Genomic DNA, 24,781 nt, shown 5'->3' on the forward strand with positions numbered 1-24,781 from the left:
TCCACGGCCCTTGACATGCAAGTGTACTTCTGCGACCCGCACTCACCATGGCAGCGCGGCACGAACGAGAACACGAACGGACTCCTGCGCCAGTACTTCCCAAAAGGCACCGACCTGAGCGAGTACCCCGAACAGTATCTCGACACAGTAGCCGCAGAACTCAACGACCGGCCAAGAAAAACCCTCGGATTCCAAAAACCATCCGAGAAAATCCTCGAACTCATCAACGCCGCATGATACGATCACACCATTCCAAGACCGCCATCAAGAGCGGCAAACACCCCAAGTGTTGCAACCACCACTAAAATCCGCCGTTTGAATCGGTTGAAAGCATTGGTTCGACCTCTCATTGAGATCGGAAGCCGGCCGGGCGGGTGCGGGCGGTCTTCGCGTTGTGGCATGCGGCGCACAGTCCGCGACCGTATTGCGGGTCGTCGGGGTCGAGGCTCATGTCGATCAGCTCGACGCGCTCGTAAGGGTAGTGGTCGGCGACGCTCGACCGTCGGCCGCACATGCCGTGGTGTTTGCCGCAGCCGCCGCTGCCGATGTCGCCGGGGCATACGCAGAACGGGTCGCGCGCCAGCACTTGGGCGCGGAAGCGGCGATGGCCCGCCGTGTTGTACGGGCTGGCGCCTCTGGTGCGTCGCCGGTCCTCCTGGCGTCGTCGGCATTCCTCGCATTTGGATGCGGGGGACTGGACGAGATGCGGGCATGAGGAAGTCGAGCACACGCGCCAGCCCACAAATGCACCACCTTTTGTCTAGTTGACTTGACATAGCTTGTCTAGTCTGATAGACTAAACATATGACGAAGCGCAAGGACATCATCAAACGAATCAAGGCCGAAGCCAAGCGTCACGGCCTGACGTTCGACATCATCGAAGGCGGCAACCACTCCAAGATGATCGTCGACGGCATGATCATCCCCCTGCCTCGCCACAACGAGATCAGAGAGAACACAACCAAAGCCATCTACGGGGAATGCGACCCCAAGTTCGGAAAGGACTGGTGGAAGTAATGCACATCTACAAGGTCAACGTCACGCGAGACGAAGACGCGTGGATGGTGGAAGTCCCCGCCATCCACCGCGTCACCCAAGCGCTCAACCTCAAGGAAGTCGACACCATGGCCAAGGACCTCATCAACATCATGACCGAGGAACCAGTCGACACCCTGCAACTCGACGTGCACGTGCAGCTGCCCGAAACGGTCGAAGCGCACATGGCCGAATCAAAAAGACAGCGGGAGCTCGCCGACGAATCATCTAGAAAGGCCGCGGCGGAAAGCCGACTGGCGGCAAAAACGCTGCACGGCATGGGCGTCACCCTGCGCGACATCGGCACCATGCTCGGCATCTCCTACCAGCGCGCGCACCAACTCGTCAACGCGTAACACCATCAACGTGAGCGGCGCCCGCGATAGTTTTTCGCGGGCGCCGCTTTCCTGTTGTCGAGCATCAGGCCGGATTCGAACCGGCGACCTTATGACCGTGGCCATACCCTCTAGCCGCTGAGCCTACCGATGCCCGGACCAGATACGGGAAAACCCGGAGCCAGTCCGTCGGTTCCGGGTTTTTCTACACTAATCCACTTGCAATCATGCGTGACAGTTGCGATTTTGTCAAGCCGCGCCGGCCACGACAAGCCGGTACACGTCGCAATATGCCACGCCCAACGGCGAACGCGCCAATCTGCCCCGCTCCAACCATTTACGCACCGTCGCGGCCCGTACCACAATCCCCGCATCCGTAAAGGCGCGCGCAACTTCGGCCGCGCTTCCACGCCGTGAATCGTCAAAACACAAGCGCTCCAACCTGCGCAGTTTGACCGTCTGCACGCGCTGCTCGCGCTCGCAGACCGGACACGTCACCCACTGGTCAGCAGGCCCGGCCGTGAGCATGGTCGCGCAGTTTTCGCATGGGCCGATTTCGCGCCGATGCTCCGGAGGATCCAGTGTCACGTCAGTCTGCCGAGCCAAGCGCGTGAATTGATAGAGGTACATGCCGGCGTCCGGCAGCAAGGCAAGCTGTGGTGAGCTGGCGCAGCGGCGCAGTGTGGACGCGAGATCCTCGTAAGGGCGCATACGCGTGCCGGGGTGCGCATCGGTGCCACCCAATCGGCGCAGTAGTTCGTAGGCGGTCGAGTCAAGCAGGTCGATCAGGTCGAGCACGTCCAATCGCAGGGGAGTGGGCGGCGTGGCTGTTTGGATGCGCGTCGGCGCATGCCCGCCCGGATGCAGCGTCGCGTCGAGCGAATCATGCAACGGCTGCACGTCCGCGGCGAGCTGGTAGAGCACATGGAAGAATCGCAGCTCGCAGTGCATGCAGAGCGTGTAGTCGTTTTCGCAAGATTGGCGGCAGTACTGGCATGACATGGCGAGCCCGGATCCTTTCGACTATGCTGGATGATTGCGTACCTGCCCTGTCGAAAGATGGGGCTTTCTTTTATTTGGCGAGTAACCGATAATCCCGACGCCGATTGTCCCAAAACGTTGATATTCCAACGATTTCTTATTTTACAAGAGCGTCGGCGGACGCGCCCGAACTTCCGCTCGCAGCGCCGCCAGCGGCATGTGCCACAGGCGCGCGAACTCGGCTACGTCCGCCTTCGACAATTTCGCGTCGAACATGGGCTTGCCCGGCGTGCGCTCGCGGCGCGGCGGCTTGAACGCCCTGTCGGTGATGCGCGCCAGCCGGCAATCATGCTCGGCAAGGTATTGACCGTCCGCCTTGAGCCCGGCCGTTCCGCTGACCGTGTAGAGAACCGGCTGACGAAACGTGTTGTCCCAGCGGATCCGCGCCAACGCGCGGCGCAGGATGATCGCCACAATCAGGTCATCATCCTGGATGATGCCCGGATCGTAGTAATCCCACACGCCGAGCTGCTGGCGAATCACGTACCGGCCGCACCCCTCGCACATGCACACGTCCAGCTTGCCCATATTCCCGTTGGGAATGAACTCGCGCAACCATGCGGGCTTATGTTCGACCGGTTTCACTGCGACCAGCCCTTGTCGGCGCCGTCGGCATGCGCCCAATCACAGGAGATCGCGCCGCTATTTCCTGTGATGCAGGGAACCAGTCGACCGTCGGGCAGTTTGACATACGACCACGAATAATCATCGGCCTGATCACCAACGACATAAGGATCCTCATACGTGCCTTCCGCACAACCAGCCAACAACGGCGATAATACGACCGCCAGCCACAACACTGCGAGCAGCAGCTTCATTCGACGATTCATCATCATGCTTCCTCCTTCCGCTGATCGACCTCGGTCAGCACGCTGTTCATCCAGTCGAACAACGCGTTGAACACGATCTCCCTCCAACGCTTATCCGACAGGAGCCGCCGCCAACAGGTCGCCGCCACACCAGCATCGGTATCGGAGAGCGTGCCAAACTCCACCGTCACGCCATCCGACATGAGCCCGCTGACGCGCAGCTTCACAAACCTGCGCGGACTGACCTCATTCGCCATCAAGATCCTCCTTGTCGAGCTTGCTTTCCAGATAACGCACGTATTCGAGACACTTATCCCATCCGGCCTGCCAGCCGATAATGAACGCCTCGGCCGGACTGTCGTTGCCGAGGCCCACGTCGGCGAGATCGTTCAACGCGAGCTGCACATGATCTATCGCACACATGCCCTTATGCCTTTCCCTGATGTCGTTTGATTGATTTCCATATCGTCGCCAACTCCGCATCCTGCAAACCGGAAGCGTGGCCACGCTCGTACAGATCACGTTCGATCTGACGCTCATTGTCGGGATGATGCAGCAACCGGCCGTACGCCCACGAATGCAACGTGTCATTCCGTGCTCCCTCCGGCACCGGCGACATATCCGGCCGACCACCAGACCGACGACCAACCGGCACCGATGCGGGCGCTCGCATAATCTCATCCAACCCCGGCAACACACGATTACCAGTCGCAGCGCTCGCCGGCAACTGTGTCGAATCCATGTACTCGCGTTCAAGGAACTGCAACAGTTGCGGGGTTGCTTCGGGCACGTGTTCGCCGTCGTCCGGCACGTCGACCAACTGGTAACGACCGCCGTTTGCCACGGAGCCCGGACCCAACACGTACCCCTTGCCGCTCACGCGCAAGTCGATCGGCAGGCCGTCGGGATGAACCGCGTTCTTCAACCGGCCGATATCCACATTGGCGGGCAGTTGATAGTACAGGTGCATGCCGTGCGGCGAACGCACCGCCAACGTTGACGGCAGTGCTGGTGAACCGTATTCGCCGACCTGCGCCTGCAACACCTGGAAACCATGCGGTTCGCCGGACTGTTTCGCATCATCGCAGTCGATCACGAACATGCGACCCAACAGGGGCACGCAATACCGTGTCTGATCGAGCCGCACCGTATCCGCGCTGCTGCGATGCTCCATATCACGGTTTAACCGCTTCCAGCTGAGCGATACTTTCTCGTCGAATTCGCCGGCCTTCTTCTCCCTGCCCTCGCAGGGCGCGAAACCGACCTGACCGCCACACAGGCTTTCGACGAGCTGAGCATTGTCCCGGCACGTGTCACCGCCGATCTCAATCGGCTGCAACGAATCCACACCGGGCATCGCGGCGGCCTGCACGGCAAGCGACTGGGTTTCGTCCGGCTCGTCCACATCCGACGCCAACGCGTTTGCGTACACGTCGAAACGAGCTTGGTCGGCGACGCGCACGACACGCTGCTGACCACCCGGGAACACTGTAGTGGTTGAATTCTTCAATCCGAGCAGATCCAGTAGGGACGCGGGAATCGACGTGTGGAACTGGTCGCGGTACCCGTTACGGCTGGCGATTGGCTGGCCGTACTGAGACTCGTTGTCCTGAATTTCGGTGATGAGCCAGTACATTTCGTCGCTGATCTGCCGGGCCGGCGACAGGTTCACCATGTCCGGCTCCTCAGACTCCGCCCACAAGCGAGCGGACGCCACATAGAACGCGGCCGGATGCTTCTTGCAAAACAGCTCGATCGCATGATATTCGTCATACGAACGACCCGCAGCCTGATGCATCTCGATCTTCACGAAACGACGCCGATCCGAATTCTCAGTCGAGTCGGCGAACGCCATGTTGGTCAATATGACCATCGTCGCCGTCGGCGTCACCGTCCGATACTTGCCGCCCGTCACACGAGCCTGCATCTCCGAACCAGTCGACAACGCACGCAACGACGGCAACATAGGCTCGCTAACCTCGCACGCTTCGTCGTCGTAGGCGAACGCCTTCCCGTCCATCGCATCATTCATCGACTCACGGTTCAACGTGTACCCACCGGACGCGCAATACTGCGCGACCGAGAAGCCGGGGAACACGCGCTCCGAACCCAATACGCCCATGACCGCCTGTCGCATGATCAGCGTCTTGCCGTCGCCGCCATGCCCGGACAACACGAACGTGAGCTGCTTGAACGCCTCCAACCACGGAGTAGCAAACAGTCGAATCAGGTTGCGCGCGGAATGCTCGTCAACGGTCAACCATCGGGCTATCTGCCATGCCTGGTCGACGACCGCGTTACCCATGCCCCTCGGGTCGAGGGTCTGGGTGACGGCAATGTCGTTCTCATTGCGCAGTTCCACGATCTTCCCGCTCTGGCGGATCCACACGCACGGGTCGCAGCGCAACCCGCGTTCGACCTGCGGAAACCAGCGGGACCGTTTCGCCTCCCGGAAGATCGCCGCGCTCATGTTCGGATTGCGGCGCCCGTCGTTGCTGCGCGACCCGATCCCGTACTCGTCCTCGATGCTCTTGACCGGATGCCACGAGTTGAGGATGCGCCGCGGGCCCGGATGGTCCTCGTCGTCGACGTCGCGCCGCCAGAGCCTGTCTTGTGACGGGCAGTAGCGAAGGTGGTGTTCGCGTAGTTCCCAGATGGCTTTCTGGTATCCGGCGTCGACCACGGGTTGTTTTTTGCGTTTGCCGTCGTCGTCGCCGTCGCAGACGAGTTCGAGGCTGTGTCCGTCGATGGTGCGGATGATCGTGTAATCGTTCGCCGGCGCGAACGTGAGGTCGAGCAGTTTGAAGCAGCCGAAGAATTTGGCTGGGAGCGTGTCCGTTTCGATCGGCTCGTAGTCCTTGTATCGGGCGTCGAAGCTCATGCGACCACGACCTTGCAGGTCTTACTACATACACGCCATATAAACACACCTCTACTAACACCACATTTATATATATAAGAAAAACATACGTAATAGTTGTTATATATAGTAAAAAACGTTGCAATTCCAACGAAAACCCGCTTACGTTGACTGCGTAAGTGTGCGTAAGTCACGTATGAGTTCATGGCATCGGATGTGATCGGCGCGCATTGGGAGAGGCTCGAACCGACTTGTCGTACGTTCTGCATTGTCATCTCCTTGGTAATCGCGTATGGCTAGTTTGGCTGGGTGAGCCACCCCGAATCCGAAGATTCGAAGCGGCTCACCCGATGGCGTTGGAATGGCTAGAATTCAGGCTCCTCAGTGCTGCCCGTCGTCGTGCCGGGCTGCTGCTGTTGGCTGGCTTGGTCGAGGATCCGGTTGATTTCCGCGACCGGCGCGCCCGTCAGCGTCTGGATTTCCGGCAGACTCTTGCCGACGGCACGCAGTTGCAGGATCTGCTGTGCGTCGACCTGCGGTAAGGGCTGCTGCGGCATGGCCGGCTGAGCGAATGAGCCTTGCAGCTGCTGCGCCGGCGCCGACTGCTGCGGAGCCGACTGGTACGGGTCCGCCTGTCCCATGACCGCGTCGAGGCCGGCCTTGTTCGGATCCGTGGGCTTGACCTGGTACGTGTAGTTCTTCGCGTCGTTGTAGCCGCGTTTCTTGGCGGGCGTGGTGCCGGAGAACGTGGCGGTCAGCGTATCGCCGACGCGCGGATAGTTGCCGACGCCGGCCATGCGCGCGGCCTGGGCGAGCGCCGTGCTCTGATGGCCCTGCTTGACGTAGATGCGGCGCTTGCCGTCGTCGAACTGGATCATGGGATCATGCAAGGCGGTTTGCAGGGTGATGACGATCATCATGCGGGGGTTGCCGTCGTCCCAGAAGAGCGGGGCTTTGCTGTCGAAGTCGCGCTGCTGGTCGGCGTGGATGTCGAGGATTTCGCCGGTGACGCTGATGCCGATGGGATCGTTTTTGCCGAATGCGCTGGGGATGCCGCCGCTCATCATCTGATCGAGCGACGGGAGTGCAACGGACTGGGCGGGCATGGGATGCTGGGGTACCATGCCCGGCTGGGGCGCGTATCCGGCCTGCTGTGGGCCGTTCTGCTGCGCAGGGTACTGGTTGTAGCCCTGCGGGTAGTTTGCCGGCTGATAGGGCTGCTGGTAGGTGTTTTGACCGTACATGGTTATTCTCCTTGACTGTTGTTGGTGAGGTTCGGATAGGCGGATGGGATCAGGTCGATGAACGGCTTGTACCGGTCGAGCCGGCCCGGATGGTTTGCGAGCCACATGTCGCCGTCCAGGTCTTTGGTCTGGTAGGTGTCGTCGTGGCAGTCGAAGCAGTCCTCGGCGTTTTTGGGCAGGCTGGTGATCCATGCGTCGCGTGCTTCGGTGCCGTCCTGTGTTTCGATCAGGTCGAGCAGTACGCACAGGGTGGAAGCTCTCGCTAACGCCCATTGGCCGGGCTTTGGGTCGAATGGTTGGTCCCAGATGAGCGCGTCGTCCAATCCGTTGCGTGTGATCTTCGGCAGGGCGACGATCGCATTCCGGTTGACGGGTAGGCCTGTGTTTTGCAGGCCGATGCCGTAGAGGCTGGCTTGGATGACGTACTGTTGGGGCATGCCGTGGCGTCGTTTGTGGTCGAGGCTCCATTTGCCGACGAGTTTCCAGTCGATCGTCCGCCCGTGGAGCCGGTCGTACAAGTCGATGCTGCCGTTGACTCGTGTGCTGCCGGCGAGTCCGTTGATTTGGCCGACGTGGACGCGCATTTCGGCGTGCCAGCGTCGCAGGTCGGATCCGACGATCACGCTTGTATCCTGGTCGAACAGGTGTTGCAAATGTTCGTGTAGGCAGGTGCCGAGGAATGGTGTCCAACCCTTGTCGCGACCGTTGCGTTTTGGCCAGCCTGCGAGTTTTGCGGCGAGGCAGTGCACGCAGTCGACGCCTAATTCGCTTGGTCCGATTTCGCGTTGTTGTTCGCGTGGCGCCGAGTGGATATCGTGTTCGATCCGATTGCGGATTTCACGCCACCAGTCCGGCGGCTCCAACGTGTCCGTGCGTACCATGGGTGGTGCCGGCGGCACGAACACGGGGAGCGTTGACTTTGCCGGCGTCTGGTAGTGGATGGCGTCGCTCATTCGATGGGCTCCTTGTTGTGACGTTCGAGGCGGAGGCTTTGGTCGACGATTTTCCGGGCGGCTTCGTCGGCCACGTGTTCCAAGTCGCTGGCTTTGAGGATGTACAGGTCGTCGCTCAGATCCGTGGCTTGGTCGTGGCGTTGAATGGTGCTGGCGATGATGGTGGCGATGCCGGTTTGCGCGATCATGCGACCATCACTTGCGGAGTGCCAATGGTCATGTAATCTGCGAGGGCCGTGGGCGCGAACTGGCTGCGAACCTGCTTCGTGCTGAGTTTCGACTCGTAGAGCTGCGGGTACTTGTCCGCGGGGAACGCGGCCGTGAGCTTCGCCGTGTTGAGCCGGTTGGCGCCGGCTTTGACCTTGACGCACAGGGGGCCGGCCTGATAGTCGCCGATCGGGTACGCGTCGAGGATCTGCGTTTTCAGCTGGTCGATTTCCTCTTCGCAGCGTTTGACGGTTTCCTGCAGGTCTTTGATGCGCATGGCCTGCCGTTCAAGCAGCAGCTGGCGCCGCTGCTCGTCCGACACTGCGGGAGCCTGTGAGGTGTTGAGTTGGTCGAGGGCCTGCATGGTGCTCGGCATGCTGGGTGTCATGATCTGGTTCCTTTCACTGGATGATCCGAATGGACCGGAATGGGTTGGGCTTTATGGCTGGCGGCGGGCATTTGGTCGACGTGGATGTGGTTGTCGCACTCCCGCCATGCCGCCTCATACGTGGTCGGTGGGGCGAGCGGCCCGCATACGGGGCAGCGGGGCATGTACAGGCGACTACTCATCGTGGCCGCTTCCGCCACTGGTGATTTCGTGGACGACTTCGGCGATGACTTCCTCATCGTCCACAGTGCCCTGAGTCGGTTGTGCCGGCTGGTCGACGCCCAACTGGACACGCGAGGCGATCGGATTGCGTAGCAGCTTCGAAATCGCGGCACCGTATTTCACGGCTTTCTGCGCGACTTCGACCGTCTTGCCGAGAATGAGCGCATCGTTGCCGTATACCTGGTTTTTGCCGCCGAACATTTTGTCCGCGGCGCTGATGAATTTACTGGCCGCGTCGGTGATGTCGTTGGCCTTGGGGATTAGATCGGCGAAGTCGGCGCGCAGGTCTTCATCGTCGACGAGCGTCTGCACAGTGTACTCGGGAGTGATTTTCACGGTCATGGTTTATTCGCTTTCTTTTTCGATTGGATTCCATTCGGGTATTTCGGTGACGCGCACGAACAGATGCGGTTCGTATTCGTGCCCGTAATGCATGTAGGGGTCTTCTTTTCGGCGTTTCCTCCAATCTCGTTTTCCGCGTACCAACTGGTCGGGAACGTATTTTTTTGCGGTGGTGTGGATGATTTGCGAGTCGTCCATGTAGGCGACCGCGTTCAACGCGTCCAACACGGTTTTCAGGAGATTATCGACGTCGGGTTTTCCCCGGTGGCTCATCCAGAATTCCGCATATACGGACACTGGCCCGGCGAAGGGTTTCATGTTGGGGTATTTGCGGCGGAATTCGGCGAAGATGCGTTCTTCCGCGCGCACGGTTTTTCGTGGCGTGATCGCATGACCGCCATAGACGCGGGGGCGTCCTTTGGCGACGGGATCGCCGGGCAGGGTGAGCGTGAACCGGTTACCTGGCATGTCGGCCTCCATTCCGAGTGGGTGGTTTGGTGATGAGGATGATCCCGATGGCCATCAGGCTGAATGTGATGCTGAGTCCTATGGCTTTGTGCATGGTGATGATGTCGGCGAATGCGAGCAGTAGCCATGCGCAGGCTTGTTCGATGGCGAGGATCAGGCATAGGAGCGTGATGGTTTTCCGGCTCATTCGATGGTTTTCCCGTCTCGCAGCGCGTGGTCGAATCGGAGTGGACTGTGTCCGCCGAGCTGGTAGGAGCGCATGTCGGTGACCCAGAGGAACGTGATTCCGTCAGACTTGCGCAGCATTTTGCGGATGCGGAATGCGACCATCATGTTGTGTGGTCCGGTGAGGAACGCGATGTCTCCGGGCGTGAGCTCGGTCAACTGGTCGATGCGCTGCGCGCTGGCGTAGAGGTTATTCCATGTCGTCATCGTCATCATCCTCGTCATCGTCGGATTCAATGGCATCGATTAAATAGGGGATATCTTTGATTTTTCGAAGAGCATCGAAGGCGTTTCTGACAATGAATTCTTCCTCATCGTTATCAATGCTCAACGAGATAATCTGCTTGAGACCCTTGATTGAAGAGCGACAGAATCTGCGATATATTTCGAAACGAATTGAATCGTCTGATTCAATGGCTTCTTTGAATTGTGAGTCGTTGTTTTCGACGATAGACATCGCGGAATCAGGATTTTCGAGCGTTTCGTTGTATAACATTTTTGCGATGATCTTGATCATTTCCTCCTTGTGGTTTTTGCCGCACTTCGGGCAAATATCCTTGTCGTTCATGGTGATAATTCCTTTCACTTGTTGGTTATTTTTTGGGGGAATTCGGGTTATTCTTCGATGCTTTTGATCCAGCGGATCATTTCGCTTTTGCGTACGCGGCGGCGGCCGGGATCACCGCGCTTGTTCGGCGGGCGGAATGTGTCGACGTCCCCGCGGTTCACGGCGTGCAGCAGGCCCTCGTAGTCGAGGTTGAACACCTGGGCGGCCTGCGGCAGGGTGAGGGTTTCCCGCTCCCACAGGGGAACGGGATTGCTGTCGACGCGGATTTCCTCACTGGTCAACGGCATGACTGTTCTCCTTTCTTATGGCTTGCAACTGGTGTTCGAGTTGGACGATTCGGTCTTGTTGGGCTTGCATGCTGACGGCGATCCGGTCGAGGAGGTCGTCGACTTGTTGGATGTCGTAGCCTTCCCAGATCCAATGCGTGTCGATCTCAGCGGTGCGAATGTCCTTTGCTGTCATCAGGAACGTGCTGGTCATGCGTGGGCCTCCAGGAGGAACAGGAGTCGGAACGGCACGTAACCAAACGCGACAAGACTGGCGATCAGATTGCCGATCGGATGCGCGCACGCCTCATGCGACAACAACCAGACCACGGCAAGCAGCAGAATGAGCAGGGTGAACGTGTACGGGTGATGGCGTTTCATCGGAGGCCTGCCTTCCCGGCCAGTTCCGCAAGGTTTTCGTGCGTCCAGTCGACGACGGTCGCGCAATCGTCCAACCATTCCTGCAATCGGTCGCAACGATCAGCCAGTTCGCTGAGCTCGTCCGCCGTGCGGATCTCGTCGAACGAGTAGGCGGCCGGCTGCAAGCAGATCGACACGTCCCGGTCGGGGAACACGTAAACGGCGAAGCTCAGATTGAATTCAGGCATGACGGTGTCGAACACGACCAGTACGCCTTCGTTCAACGGATTCTCGTCGACACGCAGCACGAATCCGGGATCATGATGGGCTTCCAATGCGGGCAGTGTGGTCATTGTTCCGTCTCCTCTACGTTCAGTGGTGTGCAGCCCAAATACTTTGAGATCAGGTACTGTTGGCCTTTGGGCGTGACTTTGGTGGTGAAGTTCACGGTCGTGTGTCCGTCGCTGTGTTGGATCGCGGTTTCCTTGACTTCGAACAGGCCGAGGTTCATGCTTTTCTGCGTCGGCATGTTCGGACTGCCGTTGCGTTTCATCAGATACCCGTCCTCGCGCAGCGTCTTGAAGAATCGTGTTTGTCCGGTGTCGTATCCGTTCTGTTTGAGGATCTTCGCCATTTCACCGATCAGGATGCTGCGCTTCGACGTGGCGACCGCATCCGCAAACAACACCTTCGGCGCCTGAGCTTCGAGCTGCTTCTGCTGCTGGTCGATGCGGGATTGCAGCCATTGCATGGACGCCTGCAGCATTTCCTCCGGACTCATCTTGTCCTGTCCGTTCATGTATCCGCCATGGCGGCGGATGCTGGGGAGGACTTCGTGCGTCACCCAACGTTGGAACGCCTTCGCCTCCGGCTTACGACTACGCATGATCAGCTTGTACAAGCCCGGCTCGGAAACGATTGTCTTATTTGGATTCCCCGAGGTTCCGTCGGAAATAGCGACGGAACTTTTCTCGTCGTCATCAAGCTGTCGGATGGCATCGCGATTGTTGCTGATGCCAAGGATGTCGCATGCGTCCTTGGCGACGAACCACGGTTCGCCATGCTCGTCGGTCAAAGTGCGCAGTTGGTTGCCGTTGAAATCAAATTGTCGGATATCAGCGTTCATCACGCAGCCTCCTCGCTAGTGTTGTTGTTGGTGTGGTGTTGGCCGATGCCGTAGGTGACGAGCGCGTCGGCGAGGGCTGCGATGGGGTCGCCGCCGGCGAGGTCTTGGGTGGCGATGAACACGTTGAGGGGCATGTCGCCGCCGCTGTGGTCGAGGTATTTGCTGATGGTGCCGCGGTTGAGGCCGACGGCTTCGGCGATGCTGCTGCGCGGGGTTTTGGTGGTGAGCTGCAGGTCGCGCGTGTTCTTGGCGAGCGTGTTGGCGACGTCGAGGTAGTCGTAATTGGTCATGGTGCTGGTTTTTCCTTTCGGGGAGCTGGGGCAGGCGGTTTCACGTGAAGGCCGCCAACCGGGGCGGTTGTTAGATGGCGAGGACGTCCGGCGGGATGACGGGCATGTTCCAGCGAGCCGCGAGCCGGCGCCGCGCCTGCTCGCCCTGGGCGACCGTGGCCTCCCACTTGTATTCGCGCCATTCCTGCTCGCTGACCGTGGCCGGCCTGTCTGGCATCTTGCTCATCTCGAGGTTCCTTTCTGTAAGCTCTCGCTGACAACACTCTTAAGGTAAGCACACGCTTACACACTGTCAAGCGTCGGCGTGTCTCCACACACTTACATGTAGCCTGTAGCTATGGCAAGTAGAGTTGAATGGACTGCGACCGACTACGCAGCAAAAGATGAATTAGCTGAAATAATCGATGACTCCGGGCTTTCTCTGCGGGCGATTGCGGACCGCATGGGAGGCGTTGTTAGCCATGTTCGCATCGGAGATATTCGCAATGGAGTGAAGGCCCCTGTTCGCCTGTTTGAGTTTCTCGCGATCTGCGATGTTTGCCACGCCGATCCGGTTGCAACGCTCCGTCGCATTACTGTTCGCGCCAAGCAGCTCGAGCAACAGGAAGGCCTAACCGGCGAGGCCGCCCGATCCGACGCGAACCTGCAAACCGCGATCAACGACCTACAGCGCAGCGACCTCGACATCGCCGCCAACCACGACCCCAACAAGCACGCCCACGAATTCGACGGCGAATAGTTTTCCCCTAACCAAAACCAATCATTCCGAGAGGAGAGAGAAACAACCATGACCGAACAGAATGATCAGCCCACGATCATCCAGCCCGCAGCCCCCGTCCAGACGCCAATCACACCGGACGGCGACGCGGCGAAAACGCCATGGAGCAAGCAAACATTCCACGGCATCCCCAAGCTGACACTGGCGGCCGGCACGGCAATCCTCGCAGCCTGCCTTATCCTCGTCGGCGGCATCGGATACGGCGTCGGACGCAATCAAGCCGCCGACGCGTCCATCGTCGCCAAAAAGCAAAAACTGGACCAGGAATATCAGGATCTGTCCAAAAAGGTCAGCGAGAAACAGTCAACCATCAACGACCTGAATATGGAATACACCGACGCGAAAAAGGTGATCTCCGACGCGGAATACCTGAAGAACGACATCAAGGATCTGCAGACCCAGAAGAGCGATCTGGAACAGCAGGTGCAAACCGCCAAGGACCAGCTCACATCGCTGCAAGGCCAAGTGGAGACCGCGAAGAAAAGCACCGTGGGCTCCGGAGTGTGGCAGGTTGGCTCCGACATTGAAGCCGGGACCTATCGGGCGAACAACTCAGTGCCCGAAGGCTGCTATTGGGAGATTTCGTCCGGTGGCAACATCGTCGACAATGATCTTCCCGGCGGCGGCTATCCGCAGGTGACCGTCAGCGACGGCCAGCAGTTGAAGCTAAGCCGCTGCGGCACTTGGTCCAAGCAGTAAACGAAAGCGGGGGAGTCGGCATGAGCGATGAAGCTCCGAATACGAGCGATGAAGCGGCGAGTCAATCGGAATCGCCTGCCGGCTCCCCACTTGGTCTTAACATGCTGTTTGATCCTACGGTCGGTGTTGTTGCCGCCGTGAAGCCCACGTATGGGCCGGCGCCGATCCTCGACCAGTATGGGATGCTCGCCGACCACGTGCCAACCGGCTGGTCGTACGGGATGATGCGCATGAACATCTACGAAACGCCGCATCATCCCGACATTCGCAGTTTTGACTTGCCCGGCGATCTTGCCGGCTTCTACCGGCTCGACCTCGACCTGATCGTTATCGACAAGAGCATGGACTACACGCGCAAGCGCTGCACGCTCGTCCATGAGCTCGTCCACAGGCAGCATCGGGACGACACCAGTCGCGGACGCTGCGGCGGGCAGGCCGAACGGCAATGCCAAGCGCAAACCGCGCGCATGCTCATCCGGCTCGACGACTACATCATCGCCGAACACGCGTACGACGGCGACATCACGCTCATGGCTGACGCGTTGAATGTCACCACCCAAATCGTCGAACATTATCGACGATACGTCATTCCCACCATCAACCGCAGCAGTCTTATTGACCTGGACTTCTAAACACAAAAAAGAGGGGAGTGCGACCGGCCTTATCGCCGATCACACGCCCCCGTTGTTCATGCTCCCAGATCGGGGACGGCGCTCATGGTGCGCGCCAACGCCTGCGGCGACCAATGCGTATACCGTGCCGTCGTCTCGATATCCGCATGACCCATGATCAGCATCCGTTCGTCATCCGACGCGCCCGACTCGCCGATCACCGTCGACAGCCAATGCCGCGCACTGTACACGTCCACAGAAGGCAAGCCCGCAGCCTCCAAACAACGCCGCCACCGCTTCCGCTCCGTTTCACCCATCAACGGCCGCCCATACGCGTTCGCGAACATCAACTGACGGTCACCAATACCCCAACAGGCGACATGCTCCCACAGGCGACGCCACAGGTCTTCGGAAATGGGAATGAACCGGTTGCCGCGTTCGCTTTTCGGCGTCGTCAACCACCGGCAGCCGTACAGGTGCGTCGCCGTCAGCCATGCGGGGATGACGGCCTGCTCGCCTCCCGTGTACCGTTGGATCTGCTGGCACACGTTGATGCCGGGCACGCCATGCCGGCGTTCCAACTGGAACGGCATGAGCGCGTACCGTTCACCCGGGCGCATGCCGGTCGAGAACGCGAGCTCGAACATGAGCCGCCACATGTCCCGTTCCTCCACCGTGTCCGTAGCGCTCTGGTACTCGTATACGGCGGCGAGCAGGCGTTTCGGATCGTCCGACGAGAGCACGGCGCGCGTCCGCTTGCGGTTCTTCCTGCGCTTCACGTGCCGCATGGGCGTGATGTCGATCAGCCCCTCGTATTCGGCGTCGTCGAGCATGGCGGACAGGACGCTCAGATAGCAGTTGATGGTCGACTGGGAACGGCCGCGCTGCAGGCCGCGGATCATGCGCTGGATGTCGTCGGCGCGCAGCGCGGCCAGGCGGATTCCTCCGATGTGCTCGCACATGGCGCGCATCCAACTGTTCTCGTTGCCCCACGTGTTGGGTTTGACGTCCTTGCGGTGGTCTTCCATCCACCGGTTGGCGTAGTCGCGCACGTAGGGGCTGGTGGTGGAGCGGATCATGCCGGTGCGCTCGTATTCGCTGACCTTTTCGTCGAAGCGTGCGCGTGCTTCGGACTTGACCTTGCCCGTCGCTTCGATGTATCGGCGTTTGCCGGTGGCGGGATCCGGGTCGATCTCGCGTCGGAAATGCCACGTGCCGTTCTTGTCCTTGAACGCGCCGCCGGCGCCTTTGGTGCGTCTCGCGTTGGCTGCCATGATACCCTCCCTGACTGGTTGGGAGTACACTCTAAAGTCCACTCTATGCGGGAGTACAGTGGGTGGAAAACGGCGGAAAATCAACGTTTCTCAAAATCGCCAAAACAACGGGTTTTGAGACGTTCAATGTCGTATTTTCCGCAGAATTCCAACGGTTTTCAAGCCTTCCAGCCGGTCCTAGAGTTATAGATCAGCTTTATAACGACACCCAAGTTGTCCTGATGCCTTATGGCAGGCCGATCTGTGATAGGTTTGCCGGGTTGCATTCGTAAGATTCGGGAGGAACCATGTCCGCACTGACTTCCGTTTCCGGTTTTCCGCGCATCGGCCAGAACCGCGAACTGAAGAAGATCATCGAAGCCTACTGGAAGGGCGCCGCCTCGCTCGACGATGTGCGCGCGACCGCCAAGGAGCTGCGTGCCAAGCACTGGAAGCTGCAGGCCGCCGCCGGCGTCGACCTGATCCCCAGCAATGACTTCAGCTACTACGACCAGCTGCTCGACACGGCGATCCTGCTCAACGTGATCCCGCAGCGCTACCAGCGCCTCGCCTTCGACAACCCGGAGGAGACCCTGTTCGCGATGGCCCGCGGCTATCAGGGCGACAAGGGCGACGTGACCGCTCTGCCGATGAAGAAGTGGTTCACCACCAACTACCACTATCTCGTGCCGGAAATCGAACCGTCCACCGAGATCAAGCTCAACGGCACCAAGCCGTTCGACGAGTTCAATGAGGCCAAGGCGCTCGGCATCGACACCAAGCCGGTGCTCATCGGCCCGTACACGTTCCTCAAGCTCGCCCGCAACGATCAGGCCGAGGAGATCGAGTACGACAAGGGCCTCGTCAACGCGGTCGCCGCCGTGTACGCCGAAGTGCTTGTCAAGTTCGCCGAACTCGGCGCCGCGTGGGTGCAGATCGACGAGCCGTACCTCGTGCTCGACAAGGAGCCGGGCGACGTCGAACTGTTCAAGAGCCTGTACACGAAGATCCTGCCCGCCCGCGGCGGCAAGGTCAAGGTGCTGCTCAACACCTACTTCGGCCACATCGCTGACGTGTACGAGACCGTCAACCTGCTCGGCTTCGACGGCATCGGCCTCGACCTCAACGAAGGCAAGGACGAGAACCTCGCCGCCGTCCAGCAGCACGGCGTTAACTCCGCGACGACGATCTTCGCCGGCGTGGTCAACGGCCGCAACATCTGGCGCAACAACTACGCCGTCAGCCTCGGCCTGATCGACGCGCTCAAGCAGGTCACGCCGAACGTGGCCGTGTCCACCGCGTCCTCCCTGCTGCATGTGCCGTTCAGCACCGAAGGCGAGACCGCACTCGACCCGGCCGTGCTCAAGCACTTCGCGTTCGCCGTCGAAAAGGTCGGCGAACTGGTCGAGATCGCCAAGCTGACCGATGCGAGCGACGACGAGAAGAAGGCGTCCGCCGAACTCGCCGCGAACCAGGCGCTGTTTGACGGCACGCGCGTCGCCGCCGATCCGGCCGTCGCCGATCGTCTGTCCAAGCTGACGGACGCCGACTTCGTCCGCCAGCCGGCCCGCGCCGAACGCCAGAAGGAGCAGCGCGAGGCGCTTGGCTTGCCGCTGCTGCCGACCACTACGATCGGCTCCTTCCCGCAGACCAAGGAGATCCGCGCCGAGCGCGCGCGCTTCCGCAAGGGCGAGATCACCAAGGAAGCGTACGACGCGTTCATCAAGGAGCAGATCGACGCCTGCATCAAGCATCAGGAGGAGATCGGCCTTGACGTGCTCGTCCACGGCGAGTTCGAACGCAACGATATGGTCGAGTACTTCGGCCAGAACCTCAACGGCTTCCTGTTCACCAAGAACGCGTGGGTGCAGTCCTACGGCACCCGCTGCGTTAAGCCCCCGATCGTGTGGGGCGACGTCTCGCGCGCCAAGCCGATCACTGTCGAATGGTCCGCATACGCGCAGAGCCGCACGAACCACGTCATGAAGGGCATGCTCACCGGACCGGTCACCATCCTCAACTGGTCTTGGCCACGCGAGGACATCACCCACGAGCAGCAGACCCAGCAGCTCGCCCTCGCCATCCGCGACGAGGTGCTCGACCTTGAGGCCGCCGGCATCAAGGTCATTCAGATCGACGAGGCTGCGCTGCGTGAGAAGCTGCCGCTGCGCAAGACCGACTGGCACAAGAAGTACCTCGACTGGGCTATTCCGGCGTTCCGTCTCGTGCACTCCGGCGTTAAGCCGACCACGCAGATCCACACGCACATGTGCTACTCGGAGTTCAATGACATCATCCGCGACATCGACGCGATGGACGCCGACGTGATCTCCTTCGAGGCGTCCCGCGGCGATCTGGTCGTGCTCGACGCGATCCACGACGCGCACTTCGAAACCGAGGCCGGCCCGGGCGTCTACGACATCCACTCGCCGCGCATCCCGTCCGAAGCGGAGATCGAGGAGCGCATCCACGAGATCCTCAAGAAGATGGACGTCGAGAAGGTGTGGATCAACCCCGACTGCGGTCTGAAGACCCGCGGCAACGCCGAAACCTGGCCGAGCCTCGAGCATCTGGTCGCCGCGGCCAAGGCCGTGCGCGCTCAGCTTGCGTGAGCCTGACAGCCGACACAGGTTGCAAACAGTAATCGCATGACGCAATTATGGCTCCTTCGGTTCGTGCCGGGGGAGCCGTAATCATATGCAGCCATCCATAAACCGTCACAGGACAACTCGACCGCCGCAACGTGCGACGGGCGTGCAAGGAGCAGAACCCATGCACAATCCGATCTTTTCCCTTGAAGTGTTCCCGCCGAAGCGCGACGCTCCGGTCGGTACCATTTACGACGCGCTCGACGGGCTCGAAGGCATCAAGCCGGACTTCATCTCGGTGACGTACGGCCACGGCACACACGCCGACCGCACCGCCACTGCGCGCATCGCCAACACGATCCGCAAGGGGAATACCAGATTCCAGCCGTGGCGCACCTGACCGCCCTGTATTCGGACAAGGAACGCATCGATGATGCGCTCAACCTGTTCGAGGAGGCCAAGGTCAGCGGCGTGCTCGCTCTGCGCGGCGATCATCTCGACGGGCTGGAGCCGGTCGGCGTGTTCGACCATGCCAGCGATCTGATCGCCTACATCCACGAACGCAAACCGTATCTCAAGATCTTCGCCGCCTGCTATCCGGAAGGTCACATCGAATCCAAGTCGCTCGACGAGGACATCGAGCACCTGAAGACCAAGGTCGATGCGGGTGCCACGCATCTGATCTCCCAGCTGTTCTACGACAACGAGAATTTCTACGAGTTCGTCGACAAGGCGCGTGCCGCCGGCATCCACGCGCCGATCGAGGCGGGCATCATGCCGATCACCTCCGCCAAGTCGGTGTACGCGATGGCGGCCAAGAACCGCACGGAAATCCCTAAGTACGTGGTCTCCCTGCTCGACAAGTGGGGCGACGACCTGCCGTCGCTGCGCGCGGCCGGCGTCAACTACGCCTCGCAGCAGATCACTGATCTGCTGGCCAACGACGTGAACGGCATCCATCTGTACACCATGAACCGCCCGGCCAACGCCCGGCGCATCTGGCACAACGTGGAGTCGCTGTTCGGCCGCTGACGGTCGCATCCGGAACCGGGGGAAACGCCGGAATCCTTCCCAAGAAGCCGCATTCGCGACGTCGTATCGACGTACATTAACGTACCTTGACGTTCGCGGATGCGGTTTTCGTGTTTTGGCACGTGTTTCACAATGCCGACTGCGCAGCGGGCGTCCGGGCATCGGCACATTCCCGGACGCCTGCTGCCGGTGTGTCGCGACTTGCGCTTTACTACAACGCTGAAGTATAGTGATGGCAACGCTTGGAACGGTGAAGTTCATTCCAGGTGATCGTAAGGCAACGAAGCTCGAGAAAGGAAGCAGGACGATGATTCGTCGCAACGCAGCAGGAGCCGGACTCAGGTCCGGAAAGCGCATCACCGCAATCACCGCCGGCACGCTGGCGATGGCCATGGCGCTGGCCGGATGCGGCGCCGGAAACTCCGGCGAAAAGGACGCCGACGGCAAGCCGGTGGTGAAGGTGCAGGTGATCATCGGTTCGGCCACCAAGCAGATGAAGACCATGAACTGGTGGAAGAAGCTCGAGGCCGCCTGCGACTGCACGATCAAATGGCAGACCACGCTCGACTCCCAGTGGAACCAGCAGAAAAGCGCCATCCTCGCCTCCGGCGACATCGCCGACCTGAGCATCGGCGCCTATTCGGCCGACGACTTCGCCAAGAACCAGATCTTCGAGGATCTGTCCGACGATCTGGACAAGATGCCCAACGCCAAGAAGTACCTTGAATCCGACGACTTCGCGCGCAGGTACGCCACCAATCTGGAAGGGAAGCTGCTGCAGATCCCGTCGGACGTGTCCGCGCGCAACACCAACCTCGTGGGCGGCCAGACCATGATGATCAACAAGACCTGGCTCGACAAGCTCGGTCTCAAGGTGCCGACCACGTGGGACGAATTCACCAATGTGCTCAAGGCGTTCAAGACGCAGGACCCGAACGGCAACGGCAAGGCCGACGAAATCCCGTTCGACATCCGCGCGCTCGGCACCGGCGGCTTCGGCTGGTGGGGACCGTACCTGCTCATGAACTCGACCGGCATCGAATACTCCGTCACCACCAGCGGCGGCACGGGCATTTACGTCAAGGACGGCAAGGTCGGCAACTACATCGTCTCCGACCAGTTCCGTCAGGTCACCGAATACCTGCATCAGCTCATGGCCGACGGCCTGGTGCCGTCCGACGCGATCACCAAGACCGACGACAAGTACTACGCCGAGCTCAAGGGCGACGGCAAGGCGCCCACCGTCGGCGTGGCCTTCGGCTGGAACACGCTGGACTCGTTCGGCACGGACTTCAACGACCAGTACGTGACCATGGCGGCCCCGGTCGCGCCGGGTGCCGACAAGGCGACGTGGACCACCGGCCAGCCGGACGTGTACGCGGGCGCCGCGGTCAAGGCCGACAGCCCCTACAAGGAGCAGGTGTACAAGATCATCGACAAGTGGCTGGAACCGGACATGGTCGTCCAGTCGTACTACGGCGACCTTGACACGTATGTGACCAAGAACGGCGACCTGGACTACACGATCAAGCCGGAGGGCCAGGCCGACCCGACCGTGCAGGTGTCCCTGTACAACCACGGCCTCGCCTACCTGCCCGAAGGCATCAAGATCGAGGGCGTCGACGACGTCGACCGCTCCAACCGCGACTGGATGGTCTACAAGGACCAGCAGGCCGCGACGGACAGCGACGACTACCTGCCCAACTACGTCGTGCCCAGCGACGAGGACATGACCACCATCTCCAACAACAACACGCAGATCTTCGACTACGCCACGCCGATCATTGCCTCGTGGATCGCCAAGGGCGGACTCGACGACGCGTCGTGGAAGAGCTACGTCGAGGGCGTGAAGAACCTCGGCGTCGAACAGAACGTCGAACTGTGGCAGAAGTGGTACGACAAGTACACGAAGTGACGTTGCCGGCGAGTTCCGGTAAGTCACGCCGTAACGGTTGACGCAGCCGCCAGTCCGAGCGAAGACCGGCCGCCCCTCGGGACGACCGGTCTTCGCATGAGCCAATCGTCGCGGGAATCGTCCGAACGACAAGGAGAAAGAGCACCATCATGACTACGACCGGCACTGTCGCCGTCTACACCAAGTCCGGCGACGGCACGTACACGAATTCCGCGTTCGCCGGGGCGGGCGAGCTGTGCGATCTCGAATGCGCCATGCATCTCGCCGTCCGACGCGGTGACGGTCCGTTCGTGCCCATGCGCAACGATACGGCCGTATTGTTTGCGGTTGCGGACGAGCCGACCGACGAGCGTCCGCGCGGCGTCACGAAAACGCTGGCCGATCCGTGGCTGGTCGCCCGCCCCGACGGAGGATGGATGGTCATGGCCGTGCGCCGGAACCGGCACGGCGCCGACGACCGGCACGCCGGCGACGCAATGCTGTTCCGTTCCGCCAATCTGGTCGACTATGAGCCGGACGGATACCTGCGTCTGTCCGATACGCCGATCCGCAACCCGCGATGCGTGTGGAACCGGCGTTCCGGGCGATATCTGATCGAATGGCGCGACGAACGCGGCGTTCGGCAGGCCGAATCGGCTGACCTGCGTTCGATCGGCGACGTGTGGACGATCAGCGACTTCACGCTGCAGCCGATTCCGGACGATGCGCTGGGCATCGACGGCGCGATCGCCGGCAATGCGATCGCCGTCGACGAACGCACGCTGGATACCGTGGAAGGCAGGTTGGGCGTCATCCGCAACGCCGCCGTCGACCAGCCGACGGTACGACTGCGTGCCTTGCACCTGGGCGCGCACGGCGGCGACGTGGACGCAACCGGCACGACGTCATTGGCCGTGCCGCACACCGTCGTCTGCCGCTATTCAGACGGGTCGACGCACGCCAAGCAGGTCGTGTGGAACGCCGACGACCTCGCCCGCATCGACATGACCGTGCCGGGATCGTATGCGGTGCGCGGCCGCATCATCATGCGCGAACGCCCGTTCCCGTTCATACCGGACCATCTCGGCGACCCGTGCATCTGCCGGTTCCGCGGACGCTACTACCTGACCGGCTCCCAGCTCGACGGCATCGTCGTCCGCTGCGCGGACACCATCGACGGACTGGCCGCCGCCGCGCCGCAACGAATCGTCACCGTGTCCTCCGACGGCAAGGACAACGTGTGGGCACAGGAAATGCACGTCATCGACGGCACCGCATACGTGTTCACCACGCTCGGGCCGGACGGCTGGAGCAGCGTGCAGGCCGTCGTCTTCCGATGCGACGGCGACCCGATGGATCCGAATGCGTGGGAGCCCGCACGCCACGTGGTGCGGCCGGACGGTTCGCTGCTCGCGCACGGCGGCATTTCGCTCGACATGACCTATTTCGAAGTGGGATCAGTCAGCTACGTGATGTGGTCCGGCAGGCGGTTCCGAGACCGCACCTCCGGCGCGGACGGCGTGTATCCGGCCAACGTGTACATTGCCACCGTCGACCGGTCCGAACCGTGGCGGCTGACCAGCGATCCGGTGTGCGTGATGCGGCCGCTGTACGGCTGGGACCGTTGCGAGACGGAAGTGGACGAAGGCCCGTACCTGCTGCGGCACGGAGACGACCTGTTCGTCACCGTGTCCGGTTCGAGCACCGGGCTGGCCGACCTGTACTGCGTGGGCCTGCTGCACGCCAAGGCCGGCAGCGATTTGCTCGACCCGGCGTCATGGCGCGAGCTCGGATACCCGATCCTCACCAAGGAAAGCGTGCCGGGGGAGTATGGCCCCGGGCACAACAGCTTCGTCACCGACCCCGATACGGGCGACGACCTGCTCGTCTACCATGCCGTGCCGCATGACGAGCGCAACGTGGCGCAGGAACGCCACACGGGCATCCGCCGCGTCCACTGGGCGGCCAGCGGCTACCCGTATCTCGAAATGACGCCGGAACGGGACTGCGATCCGCGGCTGCGCGACGTGACACTCACCGTCATCGTCGAATAGCCGAATGGCGCAGCGTCAGCCGTGCCTGCGCGTCGTGCCGCGTTCGATCAGATCCGCATCCAGCATGTACGTGCGCGGTTCGGAATCATCCCCGTCGATGCGCGCGAGCAGACGGTCGATCGCCTTGGACACGTACCGGTCGACGTGCTGGTCGATCGTGCTCAGCGGCGGCACGACGTACTGGCTGCCGGGCAGATTGTCGAAGCCGATGATCTCGACGTCGCCGGGAATGGACAGGCCGGCCTGCGACACGGCTGAAATCACGCCGTACGCGACCGCGTCGTTGGCGCACATGATCGCGCTCGGCACGGCGATGCGCGCGTCGCGGCAGCGTTCGAGCAGACGGTGTGCGGCGCGTTCGCCCGGAGGCGTGCTGATCGTCGAGCACGGCATCACGTACCGCCAGTCGACCGTGCGTCCGCGTGCGTGCAACGCCTGGATATAGCCCTTGAGATGCAGGATGGCGGACTCGTCGGTCGCGTCCAGCACCGCCTGCTCGCGTTCCCGTTCGTCGTCGATGTCGAACAGTGGCTTCGGCGCACCGATGAACGCGACGATGTCGTTGCCGCCGTCGATCAGCCATTGCGTGCCGAGACGTGAGCCCTGCGTGTTCGGCGTCGACATGAGATCGAGCAGTCCGTGGACGGACCGGTTGCCCGACACAACGATCGGAAAGCTCTGATGGAACAGGGACGCCGTGGGCGGCAGCGGCTGGTCGTTGAAGATGATCCATCCGTCGGCGCCCAGCTGCGGCGCCTTGCGCACAAACGTGTCCAGGCCGTTGTTGAGATGCTCGTAGACGCTCACGATGAGCTCCAGACCATGCTCCTGCGCGGCCACCGCCGCCTCGTCCGTCAGATAGCCGAAAAACGGCTGGGCGAAGCCCGGAACGGCCAGGCCGATCACGCCGGTGCGGCCCAGTTTGAGCGAACGCGCCGAATGATTCGTCTGATATCCAAGCTCATTGATGGCCTTGAGCACGCGCTCCCGCGTCTGCGCGGTCATTTGGTCGTCGCGATGGTTGACCACGTTGGACACGGTTTTGAACGAGACGCCGGCCAGCGCGGCCACGTCCTTGAGAGTCACGTTACGCTTCATACCAACCATCCATAGACTGCGAATCGGGGACACAT

Annotated in this window: 34 protein-coding genes, 1 tRNA gene and 1 pseudogene; 10 read left to right on the forward strand and 26 right to left on the reverse strand. The window is 61.1% G+C overall.

The features are described 5' to 3' along the window. A partial coding sequence (locus tag BBIA_RS03670; protein ID WP_035138022.1) for an IS30 family transposase occupies window positions 1-237 on the forward strand: 237 nt, incomplete at its 5' end. A gap of 109 nt (window positions 238-346) precedes the next feature. Here BBIA_RS03670 and BBIA_RS03675 read toward each other — a convergent pair. Next, the gene (locus BBIA_RS03675; RefSeq protein ID WP_033493755.1) at window positions 347-742 is read right to left on the reverse strand and encodes a hypothetical protein; all 396 of its coding nucleotides are present in this window, start codon (window positions 740-742) and stop codon (window positions 347-349) included. Window positions 743-804: 62 nt separating this feature from the next. Here BBIA_RS03675 and BBIA_RS03680 point away from each other — a divergent pair, with 62 nt between their 5' ends. Next, entirely contained in the window at window positions 805-1,017 is a 213-nt protein-coding gene (locus BBIA_RS03680; RefSeq protein WP_033493754.1) for a hypothetical protein, read from the forward strand. Next, the gene (locus BBIA_RS03685; protein ID WP_238548426.1) at window positions 1,008-1,391 is read left to right on the forward strand and encodes a hypothetical protein; all 384 of its coding nucleotides are present in this window, start codon (window positions 1,008-1,010) and stop codon (window positions 1,389-1,391) included. The genes BBIA_RS03680 and BBIA_RS03685 overlap by 10 nt, the downstream gene beginning before the upstream one ends. Before the next feature lie 60 nt (window positions 1,392-1,451). Here the strand turns inward: BBIA_RS03685 and BBIA_RS03690 are convergent. The 23 genes from BBIA_RS03690 to BBIA_RS14120 all read right to left on the reverse strand — a co-directional run bounded on the left by BBIA_RS03690 (window position 1,452) and on the right by BBIA_RS14120 (window position 12,965). Then, a tRNA-OTHER gene (locus BBIA_RS03690) sits at window positions 1,452-1,524 on the reverse strand. A 95-nt stretch (window positions 1,525-1,619) separates the two neighbouring features. Then, on the reverse strand, window positions 1,620-2,372 hold the full coding sequence (locus BBIA_RS03695) for a hypothetical protein (protein WP_033493748.1): 753 nt from the start codon (window positions 2,370-2,372) through the stop codon (window positions 1,620-1,622). 141 nt (window positions 2,373-2,513) lie between these two features. Beyond that, the gene (locus BBIA_RS03700) at window positions 2,514-2,939 is read right to left on the reverse strand and encodes a hypothetical protein (RefSeq protein WP_238548427.1); all 426 of its coding nucleotides are present in this window, start codon (window positions 2,937-2,939) and stop codon (window positions 2,514-2,516) included. A gap of 53 nt (window positions 2,940-2,992) precedes the next feature. Next, a complete protein-coding gene (locus BBIA_RS03705) occupies window positions 2,993-3,247 on the reverse strand; it encodes a hypothetical protein (protein ID WP_033493747.1) in 255 nt (84 codons plus the stop codon). Further along, complete coding sequence (locus BBIA_RS03710; protein ID WP_033493746.1) at window positions 3,244-3,477, reverse strand: hypothetical protein; 234 nt, start codon at window positions 3,475-3,477, stop codon at window positions 3,244-3,246. The genes BBIA_RS03705 and BBIA_RS03710 overlap by 4 nt, the downstream gene beginning before the upstream one ends. Further along, the gene (locus BBIA_RS14500; protein ID WP_162835001.1) at window positions 3,467-3,643 is read right to left on the reverse strand and encodes a hypothetical protein; all 177 of its coding nucleotides are present in this window, start codon (window positions 3,641-3,643) and stop codon (window positions 3,467-3,469) included. Before BBIA_RS14500 ends, BBIA_RS03710 begins: the two co-directional genes overlap by 11 nt. A 4-nt stretch (window positions 3,644-3,647) precedes the next feature. Then, window positions 3,648-6,101, reverse strand: coding sequence for a bifunctional DNA primase/polymerase (locus BBIA_RS03715; protein WP_033493744.1), 2,454 nt, complete (start codon window positions 6,099-6,101; stop codon window positions 3,648-3,650). Between the two features lie 344 nt (window positions 6,102-6,445). After that, window positions 6,446-7,324: a hypothetical protein gene (locus BBIA_RS13210; protein WP_051923743.1), complete on the reverse strand. Its 879-nt coding sequence runs from the start codon at window positions 7,322-7,324 to the stop codon at window positions 6,446-6,448. A 2-nt stretch (window positions 7,325-7,326) separates the two neighbouring features. Continuing rightward, a complete protein-coding gene (locus BBIA_RS03725; RefSeq protein ID WP_051923744.1) occupies window positions 7,327-8,277 on the reverse strand; it encodes a hypothetical protein in 951 nt (316 codons plus the stop codon). Then, a complete protein-coding gene (locus BBIA_RS03730; protein ID WP_033493742.1) occupies window positions 8,274-8,465 on the reverse strand; it encodes a hypothetical protein in 192 nt (63 codons plus the stop codon). Before BBIA_RS03730 ends, BBIA_RS03725 begins: the two co-directional genes overlap by 4 nt. Next, window positions 8,462-8,872, reverse strand: a complete 411-nt coding sequence (locus tag BBIA_RS03735) for a hypothetical protein (protein WP_033493738.1) — start codon at window positions 8,870-8,872, stop codon at window positions 8,462-8,464. Before BBIA_RS03735 ends, BBIA_RS03730 begins: the two co-directional genes overlap by 4 nt. A 174-nt stretch (window positions 8,873-9,046) precedes the next feature. Next, entirely contained in the window at window positions 9,047-9,436 is a 390-nt protein-coding gene (locus BBIA_RS03740; protein WP_051923745.1) for a hypothetical protein, read from the reverse strand. A 3-nt stretch (window positions 9,437-9,439) separates the two neighbouring features. Next, a complete protein-coding gene (locus BBIA_RS03745; protein ID WP_033493735.1) occupies window positions 9,440-9,916 on the reverse strand; it encodes a RusA family crossover junction endodeoxyribonuclease in 477 nt (158 codons plus the stop codon). Next, a complete protein-coding gene (locus tag BBIA_RS03750; RefSeq protein WP_033493734.1) occupies window positions 9,894-10,091 on the reverse strand; it encodes a hypothetical protein in 198 nt (65 codons plus the stop codon). Before BBIA_RS03750 ends, BBIA_RS03745 begins: the two co-directional genes overlap by 23 nt. Further along, the gene (locus tag BBIA_RS03755) at window positions 10,088-10,336 is read right to left on the reverse strand and encodes a hypothetical protein (protein ID WP_033493732.1); all 249 of its coding nucleotides are present in this window, start codon (window positions 10,334-10,336) and stop codon (window positions 10,088-10,090) included. The genes BBIA_RS03750 and BBIA_RS03755 overlap by 4 nt, the downstream gene beginning before the upstream one ends. After that, a complete protein-coding gene (locus tag BBIA_RS03760; RefSeq protein ID WP_033493730.1) occupies window positions 10,320-10,697 on the reverse strand; it encodes a hypothetical protein in 378 nt (125 codons plus the stop codon). The genes BBIA_RS03755 and BBIA_RS03760 overlap by 17 nt, the downstream gene beginning before the upstream one ends. Before the next feature lie 47 nt (window positions 10,698-10,744). After that, the gene (locus tag BBIA_RS03765) at window positions 10,745-10,984 is read right to left on the reverse strand and encodes a hypothetical protein (RefSeq protein WP_033493724.1); all 240 of its coding nucleotides are present in this window, start codon (window positions 10,982-10,984) and stop codon (window positions 10,745-10,747) included. Beyond that, window positions 10,968-11,177 carry a DivIVA domain-containing protein gene (locus BBIA_RS03770; protein WP_035138025.1) on the reverse strand — a complete coding sequence of 70 codons (210 nt, stop codon included), beginning with the start codon at window positions 11,175-11,177 and terminating at the stop codon, window positions 10,968-10,970. Before BBIA_RS03770 ends, BBIA_RS03765 begins: the two co-directional genes overlap by 17 nt. Further along, window positions 11,174-11,344, reverse strand: a complete 171-nt coding sequence (locus tag BBIA_RS14505; protein ID WP_162835000.1) for a hypothetical protein — start codon at window positions 11,342-11,344, stop codon at window positions 11,174-11,176. Before BBIA_RS14505 ends, BBIA_RS03770 begins: the two co-directional genes overlap by 4 nt. Then, entirely contained in the window at window positions 11,341-11,676 is a 336-nt protein-coding gene (locus BBIA_RS03775; RefSeq protein ID WP_033493718.1) for a hypothetical protein, read from the reverse strand. The genes BBIA_RS14505 and BBIA_RS03775 overlap by 4 nt, the downstream gene beginning before the upstream one ends. Further along, a complete protein-coding gene (locus BBIA_RS03780) occupies window positions 11,673-12,449 on the reverse strand; it encodes a phage antirepressor KilAC domain-containing protein (protein ID WP_033493716.1) in 777 nt (258 codons plus the stop codon). Before BBIA_RS03780 ends, BBIA_RS03775 begins: the two co-directional genes overlap by 4 nt. Continuing rightward, the gene (locus tag BBIA_RS03785; protein ID WP_051923746.1) at window positions 12,449-12,739 is read right to left on the reverse strand and encodes a hypothetical protein; all 291 of its coding nucleotides are present in this window, start codon (window positions 12,737-12,739) and stop codon (window positions 12,449-12,451) included. Before BBIA_RS03785 ends, BBIA_RS03780 begins: the two co-directional genes overlap by 1 nt. A gap of 70 nt (window positions 12,740-12,809) precedes the next feature. After that, on the reverse strand, window positions 12,810-12,965 hold the full coding sequence (locus BBIA_RS14120) for a hypothetical protein (RefSeq protein WP_156103665.1): 156 nt from the start codon (window positions 12,963-12,965) through the stop codon (window positions 12,810-12,812). Between the two features lie 111 nt (window positions 12,966-13,076). Here BBIA_RS14120 and BBIA_RS14125 point away from each other — a divergent pair, with 111 nt between their 5' ends. The 3 genes from BBIA_RS14125 to BBIA_RS03800 all read left to right on the forward strand — a co-directional run bounded on the left by BBIA_RS14125 (window position 13,077) and on the right by BBIA_RS03800 (window position 14,848). Next, the gene (locus BBIA_RS14125) at window positions 13,077-13,478 is read left to right on the forward strand and encodes a hypothetical protein (protein WP_152600528.1); all 402 of its coding nucleotides are present in this window, start codon (window positions 13,077-13,079) and stop codon (window positions 13,476-13,478) included. A 48-nt stretch (window positions 13,479-13,526) separates the two neighbouring features. Further along, entirely contained in the window at window positions 13,527-14,216 is a 690-nt protein-coding gene (locus BBIA_RS13220; protein ID WP_051923748.1) for a hypothetical protein, read from the forward strand. 101 nt (window positions 14,217-14,317) lie between these two features. Continuing rightward, entirely contained in the window at window positions 14,318-14,848 is a 531-nt protein-coding gene (locus tag BBIA_RS03800; protein WP_051923749.1) for an ImmA/IrrE family metallo-endopeptidase, read from the forward strand. Window positions 14,849-14,904: 56 nt separating this feature from the next. Here the strand turns inward: BBIA_RS03800 and BBIA_RS03805 are convergent, their stop codons facing one another. Continuing rightward, window positions 14,905-16,101 (reverse strand): tyrosine-type recombinase/integrase, encoded by a 1,197-nt coding sequence (locus BBIA_RS03805; RefSeq protein WP_033493714.1) that lies wholly within the window; start codon window positions 16,099-16,101, stop codon window positions 14,905-14,907. A gap of 287 nt (window positions 16,102-16,388) precedes the next feature. Between BBIA_RS03805 and metE the strand changes: the two genes are divergently transcribed. From metE to BBIA_RS03825, 4 genes and pseudogenes are all read left to right on the forward strand, one after another. Next, entirely contained in the window at window positions 16,389-18,692 is a 2,304-nt protein-coding gene (gene metE, locus BBIA_RS03810; RefSeq protein ID WP_033493712.1) for a 5-methyltetrahydropteroyltriglutamate--homocysteine S-methyltransferase, read from the forward strand. A gap of 160 nt (window positions 18,693-18,852) precedes the next feature. Further along, a pseudogene (gene metF / locus BBIA_RS03815) lies at window positions 18,853-19,700 on the forward strand (methylenetetrahydrofolate reductase [NAD(P)H]). A 307-nt stretch (window positions 19,701-20,007) separates the two neighbouring features. Next, entirely contained in the window at window positions 20,008-21,615 is a 1,608-nt protein-coding gene (locus BBIA_RS03820) for a type 2 periplasmic-binding domain-containing protein (RefSeq protein WP_051923750.1), read from the forward strand. A 149-nt stretch (window positions 21,616-21,764) separates the two neighbouring features. Continuing rightward, on the forward strand, window positions 21,765-23,648 hold the full coding sequence (locus BBIA_RS03825; protein WP_033493709.1) for a family 43 glycosylhydrolase: 1,884 nt from the start codon (window positions 21,765-21,767) through the stop codon (window positions 23,646-23,648). 15 nt (window positions 23,649-23,663) lie between these two features. Here BBIA_RS03825 and BBIA_RS03830 read toward each other — a convergent pair whose 3' ends face one another. Further along, on the reverse strand, window positions 23,664-24,746 hold the full coding sequence (locus BBIA_RS03830) for a LacI family DNA-binding transcriptional regulator (RefSeq protein WP_033493708.1): 1,083 nt from the start codon (window positions 24,744-24,746) through the stop codon (window positions 23,664-23,666). Between the last annotated feature and the right edge of the window lie 35 nt (window positions 24,747-24,781).

This window comes from Bifidobacterium biavatii DSM 23969, from assembly GCF_000741165.1.
Taxonomy (GTDB): domain Bacteria; phylum Actinomycetota; class Actinomycetes; order Actinomycetales; family Bifidobacteriaceae; genus Bifidobacterium; species Bifidobacterium biavatii.